This window comes from Bacillus sp. LUNF1 (assembly GCF_011008975.1).
Lineage (GTDB): Bacteria > Bacillota > Bacilli > Bacillales > Bacillaceae > Bacillus > Bacillus velezensis.
The window spans coordinates 1,703,918-1,715,539 of sequence record NZ_CP048876.1; the positions used below are offsets into that span (position 1 = coordinate 1,703,918).

The window sequence follows — 11,622 nt, forward strand, 5'->3', positions numbered from 1 at the left end:
AAGAGAAGATACATAGTGAGGGATTAAATGATGGCTAGTTACACGCCTATGATACAGCAATACTTGAAGATAAAGGCAGAGCACCAAGATGCCTTTTTATTTTTTCGGCTTGGTGACTTTTATGAAATGTTTTTTGAAGATGCAAAAAAAGCGTCACAAGAGCTTGAAATTACACTGACAAGCAGAGACGGAGGTTCGGCTGATAAAATTCCGATGTGCGGCGTGCCGTATCATTCCGCGGCGGCTTATATTGAACAGCTGATTAAAAAGGGCTATAAAGTGGCGATCTGTGAGCAGACGGAAGATCCGAAGGCGGCTAAAGGCGTTGTGAAAAGAGAAGTCGTCCAGCTGATCACACCGGGAACCGTGATGGATGGAAAAGGCATTCATGAATCGGAAAACAACTTTATCGCTTCCGTTTCCGAATTCCGTGACGGATACGGCCTCGCTTTATCGGACTTAACGACCGGAGAAAACCTGGCCGTATTTATTGAGCGGATTGAAGATGTCATGTCAGAAATTTACTCAGTCGGCGCAAAGGAAATTGTCGTATCAAGCAAGTTTAACGAACATACAGCTGCTCAGCTGAAAGAACGGTGCGGCGCCACGATTTCTATCGAAGACGGGGAAATAACAGAACGCATTGAAATCGCAAAGCACTTGCCGGGCGAAGAGCTGACAGAGACGTTTATGCGTTTATATACGTATTTGCAGAAAACGCAAAAACGGAGCCTGGATCACCTGCAGCCGGTTCAAGTATATGAATTGGAAGAAGCGATGAAAATTGACCTGTATTCAAAACGGAATCTTGAGCTGACGGAAACGATCCGTTCGAAAAGCAAAAAAGGGTCATTGCTTTGGCTTTTAGACGAGACGAAAACAGCGATGGGCGGCCGGCTTCTCAAACAATGGATTGACCGCCCGCTGATCAGGGCATCCCAAATCGAAGAACGCCAGGAAATGGTCGAGACGCTGATCAATCATCTGTTTGAGCGTGAAGATCTGCGAGAGCGCCTGAAGGAAGTATACGATTTAGAACGTCTGGCGGGCCGGGTCGCATTCGGAAACGTCAACGCAAGAGATTTAATCCAGCTGAAAGAATCTTTAAAACAAGTGCCGAGCATCAAAGAGCTTGTAGGGTCTCTTAACCATAAAAAAGCAAAAGAACGCGCCGGCTTGATTGATCCGTGCGGAGATTTGCTTGACCTGTTAGAAGAAGCCCTTCATGAAAACCCGCCGTTATCGTTAAAAGAAGGCAATTTAATTAAAGACGGCTATCATCAGAAGCTCGATGAGTACCGTGACGCCAGCAAAAACGGTAAAGACTGGATTGCCAGACTGGAGCAGCAGGAACGCGCTTATACGGGCATCCGTTCATTAAAGGTCGGTTTCAATAAAGTGTTCGGCTATTATATTGAAGTCACAAAAGCAAACCTTCATCTTCTTGAGGACGGACGGTATGAGCGGAAGCAGACCCTCACAAACGCCGAACGGTACATTACGCCGGAATTGAAGGAAAAAGAAGCGCTTATTTTAGAAGCGGAAAACAACATCTGCGAGCTGGAATATGAGCTTTTTGCCGGACTGCGTGAAAAGGTGAAAGAATTTATTCCGCGTCTGCAGCGTCTTGCCAAACAAATGAGTGAACTGGACGCACTGCAATGCTTTGCGACGATCAGTGAAAACAGGCATTACACAAAGCCCGTCTTTTCTGATAATGAAGTAAAAGTCATTGAAGGGAGACACCCCGTCGTTGAAAAGGTGATGGACAGTCAAGAATACGTGCCGAACAACTGCCTGATGGGCGATTCGCGGGAAATGCTCCTGATTACGGGTCCGAATATGTCAGGTAAAAGCACGTATATGAGACAGATCGCACTTCTATCGATCATGGCCCAGATCGGCTGTTTTGTGCCCGCAAAAGAAGCGGTTCTGCCGATTTTTGATCAAATCTTCACGAGAATCGGGGCAGCGGATGATTTGATTTCCGGACAAAGCACCTTTATGGTGGAAATGCTGGAAGCGAAAAACGCGATTGTGAACGCCACAAAAGACAGCCTGATCCTGTTTGATGAAATCGGCCGCGGGACATCAACGTACGACGGAATGGCGCTGGCACAGGCGATTATTGAATATGTCCATGATCATATCGGCGCTAAAACACTGTTCAGCACGCATTATCATGAGCTGACGGTGCTTGAAGATAAGCTTCCTCAGCTGAAAAACGTTCATGTGCGCGCAGAGGAATATAACGGAACGGTCGTGTTTCTCCATCAAATCAAAGAAGGAGCCGCAGATAAAAGTTACGGCATTCATGTCGCCCAGCTTGCCGAGCTCCCGGACGATCTGATCATCCGCGCGCAGGAGATTTTGAAACAGCTTGAGCAGACGGGAGATAAACCGGAGCTTCCGGCGGCACCTGAGAAAAAGCCCGCCGTCAAAGAAGAACCGGCACAGCTGTCCTTTTTTGCTGATGGTGAAAAAGAACAGAAGGCACCGGCTGTTTCTAATAAAGAAAAACAAGTGCTTGAAGCCTTTAAGTCAATCAATATTCTCGATATGACGCCGCTTGAAGCGATGAATGAAATGTACAAGCTGCAAAAAAAAATAAAATAGAAAGAGGTGACGGACTTGGCAAAAGTCATCCAGCTGTCAGATGAACTTTCAAATAAAATAGCGGCCGGCGAGGTGGTCGAACGGCCTGCCTCAGTCGTTAAAGAATTGGTGGAAAACGCCATCGACGCAAACAGCAAAGTCATTGAAATCGACATAGAGGAAGCGGGGCTTTCGTCGATTCGGGTGCTCGATAACGGCGAAGGGATGGAAACCGATGATTGCAAGCGGGCTTTCCGCCGCCACGCGACCAGTAAAATCAAAGATGAAAACGACCTGTTCCGGGTGAGAACCCTCGGTTTCCGCGGAGAAGCTTTGCCAAGTATCGCGTCTGTTTCTCATCTGGAAATCAAAACGAGCATCGGCGAGGGAGCGGGAACCCATCTCATTCTTCAGGGCGGGAATATCATTTCTGAACAGAAATCCTCCAGCAGAAAAGGAACGGAGATTATCGTTACCAACCTGTTTTTCAATACACCCGCCAGGTTGAAATATATGAAAACCGTGCATACGGAGCTCGGCAATATTACGGATGTTGTCAACCGGATCGCTCTTGCGCATCCGGAAGTATCGATCCGTCTCCGTCATCAGGGGAAAAATCTGCTGCAGACAAACGGTAACGGGGACGTGCGCCATGTGCTGGCCGCAATTTACGGGACGGCGGTTGCGAAAAAAATGATACCGCTCCATGTCAGCTCGCTTGATTTTGAAGTCAAGGGCTACATTGCGCTTCCGGAAATCACGCGTGCATCCAGAAACTACATGTCATCTGTCATTAACGGAAGATACATTAAGAATTTCCCGCTTGTAAAAGCGGTGCATGAGGGCTATCACACACTTCTGCCGATCGGCCGCCATCCGATTACGTTTATCGAAATTACGATGGACCCGATTTTGGTTGATGTCAATGTCCATCCGTCGAAGCTTGAAGTCCGCCTCAGCAAAGAGACGGAGCTGCATGAGCTGATCCGTGACGGGATAAAGGAAGTGTTTCAAAAGCAGCGGCTTATTCCGAGCGCCCAGCTCCCGAAAAAATCAGCGCCGGCACCGGCCAAAAACGAACAGCAATTTATGACATTTGAGGAAAGCGCGCCTGAGCGGAAACTTCCTGAAAAAACGCCGGAGCCGTCTTACTCACCAATGAAGCTGAGTTCGGTCGTAAAAGAGCCTGAGCCGCTAATAATAGAAGAAGAAATCCTCCCGAATGAAGCGGATCACGGAGTGCCGCCGGAGCTCGGTATGCCCGAAACGGCAGCGCCTGTTTCAGATATTCCGGAACCGGAAGCTGTCTCTGAAGAAATACGGGAAGAAAGAGTTCCGGTGATGTATCCGATCGGCCAAATGCACGGGACATATATTTTAGCCCAAAACGAAAACGGCTTGTATATCATTGACCAGCATGCGGCACAAGAACGGATTAAATACGAATATTTCCGGGAGAAAGTCGGGCAGGTCGAGCCTGAAGTGCAGGATATGATCGTGCCGCTCACCTTTCATTACGCGGCAAATGAAGCGCTGATCATTGACCAGCATCAGCATGAGCTTGAAAGCGTCGGAGTATTTTTAGAAGCATTCGGCACGAACAGCTACATCGTCCGCTGCCATCCTGCCTGGTTTCCAAAAGGGGAAGAAGCTGAACTGATTGAAGAAATCATTCAGCAGGTGCTTGACGCCAAACAGATCGATATTAAAAAACTGCGGGAGGAAGCGGCCATTATGATGAGCTGCAAAGGCTCAATCAAAGCGAACCGGCATTTGCGCAACGACGAAATCAAAGCGCTCTTGGACGACCTGCGCCGAACGACAGACCCGTTCACATGCCCGCACGGCCGGCCGATCATTATCCACCACAGCACGTATGAGATGGAGAAGATGTTTAAGCGTGTGATGTAATAACAACGTTTATGTGAGACTAAACCGTTATTTGCCCACAAGCAGCCTTACTAGTTTGAATGACCCAGCCTTTCAGAGATAACTTTTGAGTTTTTTAATTTCTGGCATAATTGGTGCATTGGTATGCCGTCAATCATGATGATTTGTTTAACATCCAGCTGCTTTTCTGTCATATAAAAATTGTTTTTGGAGAGTATTTGGGGTTGGCGATGTAGTATCCTGTGTTTGGTGTAACCGTCTATATCGTCAATTGACTGCATTAATAGTAAAATAATTGGAGAAAACGGTTCCTGAAAAATCTCATGTTATTTGTGAAGAATTTAAATAAAATTGGAATTTGGCGGGTTATACTATCCGCAAGTTAGTCAAGGGGGACTAGTAATTAGCCCCCCTTACATTTAGTTCTTCCTGCGGTATTTTCTATTTTTGATCAAACTGAAAACCACTAAGAGAACCACACCGATAGCAACAATATAAAATGAAATTTCTGCTGCTGCGGTATTAATATTCTTAAGAACAAGGATAAGCCCTATTAAAACTATAGGAATGATGTAAGTTAGAATTCTTATAGCTTTTGGGCTCGGTTCAGCATTACTTTTATCTTCCATAGTTACCTCCGATCTTAACACGTTAGAAAATAATCACTTTAAAACTTAACACAGGATAAATTTGTTAAACACCAACAATAGTCCCGTTTAAATGAAAAGCCTAAGAGTTTTAGTAATCCACCAAGCGGCTGTTGGGTTGCCAGTTCTTTTAGAGCACCCGCATAGCACGCATCTTCCACTGCACCAGTAAAATTGTCGATCGTATTAAGAATTATTTCAAAACGCCGATTCTACCCATAGGCAGCTTTAGCAGGTATTGCATCCCAGGGCAATTTACCTTGAGCGGTAAACTCCGACCCATATAACATAGTCTGTTTGTCTAATGTTTAATATTTACTTTTTACACTTAATGATTTTATGTTAGTTTTGTTTGCACAGTAAAAAGCTGCGCGGCACTTTCGTGAATTGTTGCAGCTAGGGCTGATTTGAAAAGAGTGTAAATTACGCCGTACTTTTCTAAGTTCAATTATGTTAATGTCCATATAACGTTGAATTCGGTGTAAGAACTAAGGTATTCTGATATATTTCGAGAGCCCGTGTGGTTTAGTTATCTTGAAGAAAAGGATTAAAATAATAATCTTGATTGCGGATCATTTCTAAAAACTGATTATCCCCTTCGGTCGCTTCGGCAATTGCTTTTCAAAACAAAAGCTCAATTTGTTTTCTTTTTATCTGAAACCCATATTCATCCTTCATTTTCTGAATAAAATTCCCTAAAGAATTCATCTAAATTAATATTCTAATTTCCTTATATATCAGCATAGCAATTTGTAAAAAAGGTCCAGACTGGTGCTTTTGGCGGGAGCAGAAAGTTTTTTTAACTTTACCGGAAAATCCATGGAAAAACGTGGTGTCATCTGGTAAAGTGGTTACAGTCGGCTGGGCGGCGGCAGCAGTCTGCCCGGATCTTTTAAATGGGAATGGTGACAATGGATCATACATATGAAGTGCATCAAATTAAAACTTATCACCAGATGTGGTCCAACTATTGTTATATTATCGCAGACCGCTCGAAAAAATCTGCGATAGCGGTGGACCCGTCCTGGGAAATCGATAAAATAACCGATAAACTGCATGAATTGGATGTTGATTTATCAGCTATTTTATTAACACATTCGCATTATGACCATGTAAACTTGGCGGAGCCGCTTCAGCAAATCTATCATTCTGATATATACATGTCGTCAGCGGAAATCGATTTCTATCAATTCCGGTGCAGAAACTTAATAGCGCTTGAAGACGGCCAAACCTTTGCGGCCGGAGGGTTTATCATCAAAAGTATATTGACCCCGGGACATACGGCCGGGGGAATGTGTTATTTGCTATCTGATCATCTTTTTACCGGTGACACCGTGTTTACAGAAGGGTGCGGTATATGTGAGGACAGGGGCAGCTCAGCTGAAGATATGTTTCACAGTATACAGAGGATCAAAGCCTCCATTCCGCCGCATGTGCGTGTGTATCCGGGGCACTCCTTCGGGGAGAAGCCGGGTCAAAAAATGGAGAGTCTTTTGAAAAACAATATTTACTTTCAGATTGAAAAAAAAGAACATTTTGTGAATTTCCGCAACAGAAAAAATCAAAAAGGGCTGTTTCATTTTAAGTAATGCGTAATTTAGTTCTATCTAACTAGCTTTTCTTTTGAGGCAAGGAACTTCTGAAATGGAATGGAAGTTATTACTAGATTTCTGGTGATGAATGGCTGAGTAACGGGAGTTTGCGGAAGAGAACGCCGGGCAGGCCGGATGGGACATTCTGCTTACGCCTGTTCCGAAAGCCCTGAGTCCGCCTTCCGACAGGGAAAAATAGGTATTATTCAGGAGTTCGCATAGGATAAATTAACTTGACATGGTATTTTTGTGAAGTTACTATCAACTTGAACATGCTTCTTATCTGAATCCGAGAAAGGATGGCTGAGAAAATGATCACATACTTATTCCCCGGACAAGGTTCTCAAAAGCAGGGAATGGGGAGCTCATTGTTTGATGAATTTAAAGACTTAACGGAGCAGGCTGATGAAACACTCGGATATTCTATGAAACGGCTTTGTCTTGAGAATCCGTATTCCAACCTTCACAAGACGCAGTTCACCCAGCCTGCTTTATATGTTGTAAACGCGTTAAGCTATTTGAAAAAAATCCAAGACAATGACATAAAGCCGGATTATGTGGCCGGCCACAGTTTGGGAGAATATAATGCGCTGTTTGCAGCAGGTGCTTTTGATTTTATTACCGGTCTGCAGCTTGTCCGTAAAAGAGGCGAATTAATGAGTATGGCCACTGACGGAAAAATGGCCGCTGTTATGGGGTTAACTGCAGATCAAGTGTCAGACGCCCTTCAAACGCACGGATTACATACGATTGATATTGCCAATATGAATTCTCCTCACCAAGTTGTCATATCCGGACGCAAAGAAGACATTGAAAGAGCCAAAAGCGTATTCGAAGGATTAAAAGACGTTACGATGTTTCATCCGTTAAACGTAAGCGGCGCTTTTCACTCGAGATATATGAGTGAAGCGAAACAAGAGTTCGAAAAATTTTTACAGTCATTTCATTTTTCTGCTATATCAATTCCTGTCATTTCTAATGTGCATGCCAGACCTTATGAGCAAGACGGAATCCACTCCGTTCTGGCCGATCAGATCGACCATTCAGTGCGATGGAACGACAGCATCCGCTTTCTGCTGGACAAAGGGCGGATGGAATTTGAAGAAGTCGGCCCGGGCCATGTGCTGACAGGACTTATTCACCGCATCAAAAAAGAAACTGAAGCTTCACCCGCCATGTAGCGGAACGCAAGTTAAAATTCTTATCTCACACAATAGTGCCAGCCATACAACATCACGACCACTTCACCTGCACACGACATCACGAAACACTCACAAATCAATATTTTAAAAAAATAAGCAGCAAAAAGGAGAACAAATGAACCAGCCAATTGTTTTCATGTTTTCTGGACAGGGTTCCCAATACTATCAAATGGGGAAAGAGCTGTTTGCACATAACGCCGCTTTTCGGCAGAAAATGCTTGACTTGGACGATTTTGCAGTCAGCCGTTTCGGTTACTCTGTCCTAAAAGAGATGTATCATACAGGCAATCGTCTGTCTGATCCATTTGACCGCCTTCTTTTCAGCCATCCTGCCATTTTCATGGCTGAGTACGCACTTGCATATGCTTTGGAGCAAAGAGGCATACGTCCCGATTATGTGATCGGAGCAAGCCTCGGAGAGTATGCAGCGGCCGCTGTGTCGGGCGTGCTGAGCGCCGAGGATGCTTTAGATTGCGTGCTGGAACAGGCCCGAATCGTTACGGAAACTTGCCGTAACGGCAGTATGCTTGCGATACTGGGTGATCCGGCTTTATATCAAGATGATCCGCTGCTCGGCGAACATAGTGAATTGGCATCTGTAAACTATCATTCTCACTTTGTCATCTCGGGAGAGCGGGAACATATCAAAAAGATCATGGACAATCTGAGAGAAAAGCAGATTCCTCATCAGCTATTGCCGGTATCTTACGGGTTTCACTCAGCGCTGGTTGATCAGGCGGAACAGCCGTACAAGCGCTTTTTAGCTCAGAAATCAATCCGGACTCCGTTTATACCGTACATCTCCAGTGCTACCGGAGAGGCTGAGACCGATATACAAGCGGACTTTTTCTGGGATATCGTAAGAAAGCCGATTCGATTCCGCGAAGCGCTTCAATTCGCAGACAGCCGCCAAAAAGGATTGTATATTGATGCCGGGCCTTCCGGAACATTGGCCGCATTTGCCAAACAGATTCTTCCTGCAGGATCGGCTGAACGCATCCGTGCCATTATGACGCCGTTTCATAAAGAACAAACACATTTGCAGCAAATAGAAGACAGCATTTTATCACCGCCCGGAAGGAGACTGTAAGATGATCAGCTTTGTTTTTCCAGGCCAAGGCTCGCAAAAAGTAGGGATGGGGGAGAACCTGTTCGGCCGCTATCCTGAATTAACCGCAAAGGCCGATCACATTCTCGGATATTCCATTCAGGAGCTGTGCCGGGACGGAGAACGTCTCAATCAGACTCAATTCACTCAGCCGGCGCTCTATGTCGTCAATGCCCTCAGTTATTTGAAAAAAACAGAAGAGACCGGCTTGAAACCGGATTTTACCGCCGGACACAGTTTGGGCGAATATAACGCGTTATACGCTTCGGGCGCCTTTGATTTTGAAGAAGGCTTACAGCTGGTCAAAAAAAGGGGCGAACTGATGAGCCGCGCAAAAGGAGGCGGCATGGCAGCGGTGATCGGCCTGACTCATGAGCAGGTGACGGATGTTTTAAGAGAAAATCACTTGGATATGATTGATATCGCCAACATGAACACACCGCAGCAAATTGTCATTTCCGGATATAAAGAAGATATTGAAAAAGCCGCATCTGTTTTTGAAGCCGTAAACGGCGTAAAAATGGTTCACCGCTTAAATGTCAGCGGCGCCTTTCATTCCAGATACATGCTGGAAGCGAAGGAAGAGTTTTCACGCTTTATTGAATCTTTCCATTTTAAGCCGCTGTCCATCCCGGTCATTTCAAATGTGACGGCAAGACCATATGAGCAGAGAGAGCTGAAAGAGACACTCACCGGACAAATAACGGGATCGGTGAACTGGACAGACAGCATCCGTCTCTTAATGGGAAGAAAGAACATGAGCTTTGAGGAAATCGGTCCCGGAAAAGTGCTGACGGGGCTGATTCAAAGAATTACGGCTGAAGCGGAGCCGATAACAGATGAAATCAAAGTCCCGGCCGAGGCTGGAAAAAGCTCAATTACGGCGGCGTCTTTAGGAAATGAAGAGTTTAAGCGCGATTATCAATTGAAATACGCCTACTTGGCCGGCGGCATGTACCGCGGAATTTCTTCGAAGGAAATGGTCGTCAAACTGGCCGAAAAAGGAATGATGGGCTTTTTCGGAACAGGCGGTTTGAACATCACGCACGTTGAGGACGCCATTTTGTCAATTCAGCATGAGCTTCGTGACGGCGGTTCCTTCGGCATAAATGTTGTACATAATATGAAGCATACAGATTCAGAAGAAAAAATGATTGATCTTTTATTGAAGCATGGGATTCAGAACTTGGAAGCATCAGCGTTTTTAACGGTTACTCCCGCTTTAGTAAGGTTTCGCGCTAAGGGGTTAAAACGCGGTGCCGGCGGACAAATAATAGCGCGTCAGCGGATTATCGCCAAGCTTTCCCGTCCGGAAGTAGCGGAAGCGTTTCTCAGCCCGGCGCCTGATCACATTCTGCAGAAACTTGCAGCCGAAAACAAAATTACCGCTGAAGAAGCAAGTCTGATGAGAGAAATACCCGTTGCGCATGACATCTGCGTAGAGGCTGATTCAGGCGGCCACACTGACGGCGGAGTTGCTTACAGCCTCATGCCGGCGATCATCCGTTTACGAGATGACATGATGAAAAAATACCGATACGGCAAAACCGTCCGCATCGGAGCCGCAGGGGGAATCGGAACGCCCGAGGCTGCCATGGCCGCATTTATGCTCGGCGCTGATTTTATTGTGACCGGATCTATTAACCAATGCACCGTTGAAGCAGCGACGAGCGGCCTCGTAAAGGACCTCCTGCAGCAGATGAATGTACAGGACACGGCCTACGCGCCGGCCGGCGATATGTTTGAATCAGGCAGCAAGGTGCAGGTATTAAAGAAAGGGCTGTTCTTTCCGACCCGCGCCTCTAAGCTGCATGAACTGTATCAGCGTCACCGCTCAATTGAAGAAATTGATGAAAAGACACTCAGACAAATAGAAGAGAAGTATTTTAAGGCAAGTGTAAGCAGTATTTATGACAAAGTGAAGGCTCATTATTCGAATGAAGACATTTCAAAAGCCGAACGGAATCCGAAACAGAAAATGGCGCTCATATTCAAATGGTATTTCAGGCAAAGTTCTGCTTCGGCGATTAAAGGAGACCCGGATGCCAAGGTAGACTTCCAGATTCATTGCGGCCCGGCATTAGGCGCCTTCAATCAATGGGTGAAAGGTACGGAGCTGGAGTCCTGGAAAAACCGCCATGCCGATGGTATCGGCCTGCGGCTTATGGAAGAGACGGCCTCGCTTTTGAATCAGAAGTTAGGTTCATTTTTGCAAACGTGTTGACAAGACGAAATGATAGATTGAAAACATGGAATATTCATAAAAGATGAAACAGGGAGGAACTGACAATGAGTAAAGAAAGAATCTTTGAATTGCTGCAGAACACAATCTACGAGGTTTTGCCTGATTTAGAAGGCGAACAGCTTTCACAGGAAGACCGGTTAGTTGATCTGGGGGCGGACTCAGTAGACCGCGCCGAAATTATCACGATGATGCTTGAAGAATTATCACTGCAGATCCCGCGTGTTGAGCTGACGGGAGTGTCAAACATCGGCGAATTGGCGGAAAAGCTTTATGAAAAGGTGCAGGCTGTCTGATAAAGCGGTGAAACAATCGGAAACTCAAAATTCATATTGGAGGCGAAGTT

Annotated in this window: 8 protein-coding genes; 7 read left to right on the plus strand and 1 reads right to left on the minus strand. The window is 45.6% G+C overall.

Translation table 11 applies throughout. The features are described from left to right. Nucleotides 1–30 precede the first annotated feature (30 nt). Together mutS and mutL are read left to right on the plus strand one after the other, a co-directional pair. Nucleotides 31–2,616 (plus strand): DNA mismatch repair protein MutS, encoded by a 2,586-nt coding sequence (gene mutS / locus G4O42_RS08560; protein WP_032875230.1) that lies wholly within the window; start codon nt 31–33, stop codon nt 2,614–2,616. A gap of 15 nt (nt 2,617–2,631) precedes the next feature. Continuing rightward, nucleotides 2,632–4,506 carry a DNA mismatch repair endonuclease MutL gene (mutL, locus tag G4O42_RS08565; RefSeq protein WP_032874953.1) on the plus strand — a complete coding sequence of 625 codons (1,875 nt, stop codon included), beginning with the start codon at nt 2,632–2,634 and terminating at the stop codon, nt 4,504–4,506. Nucleotides 4,507–4,904: 398 nt separating this feature from the next. Here the strand turns inward: mutL and G4O42_RS08570 are convergent, their stop codons facing one another. Next, a complete protein-coding gene (locus G4O42_RS08570) occupies nt 4,905–5,114 on the minus strand; it encodes a hypothetical protein (protein WP_032874955.1) in 210 nt (69 codons plus the stop codon). 929 nt (nt 5,115–6,043) lie between these two features. On the opposite strand from G4O42_RS08570, the gene G4O42_RS08575 reads away from it, so the two are divergent. The 5 genes from G4O42_RS08575 to G4O42_RS08595 all read left to right on the plus strand — a co-directional run bounded on the left by G4O42_RS08575 (nt 6,044) and on the right by G4O42_RS08595 (nt 11,572). Next, entirely contained in the window at nt 6,044–6,721 is a 678-nt protein-coding gene (locus G4O42_RS08575) for an MBL fold metallo-hydrolase (protein ID WP_032874957.1), read from the plus strand. Between the two features lie 314 nt (nt 6,722–7,035). Next, a complete protein-coding gene (fabD, locus tag G4O42_RS08580; RefSeq protein ID WP_032874959.1) occupies nt 7,036–7,905 on the plus strand; it encodes an ACP S-malonyltransferase in 870 nt (289 codons plus the stop codon). A gap of 136 nt (nt 7,906–8,041) precedes the next feature. Then, entirely contained in the window at nt 8,042–9,016 is a 975-nt protein-coding gene (locus tag G4O42_RS08585; RefSeq protein ID WP_032874961.1) for an acyltransferase domain-containing protein, read from the plus strand. Nucleotide 9,017: 1 nt separating this feature from the next. Beyond that, nucleotides 9,018–11,258 (plus strand): ACP S-malonyltransferase, encoded by a 2,241-nt coding sequence (gene fabD, locus G4O42_RS08590; RefSeq protein ID WP_032874963.1) that lies wholly within the window; start codon nt 9,018–9,020, stop codon nt 11,256–11,258. A 65-nt stretch (nt 11,259–11,323) separates the two neighbouring features. Then, on the plus strand, nt 11,324–11,572 hold the full coding sequence (locus tag G4O42_RS08595) for an acyl carrier protein (RefSeq protein ID WP_012117592.1): 249 nt from the start codon (nt 11,324–11,326) through the stop codon (nt 11,570–11,572). Nucleotides 11,573–11,622: the final 50 nt, after the last annotated feature.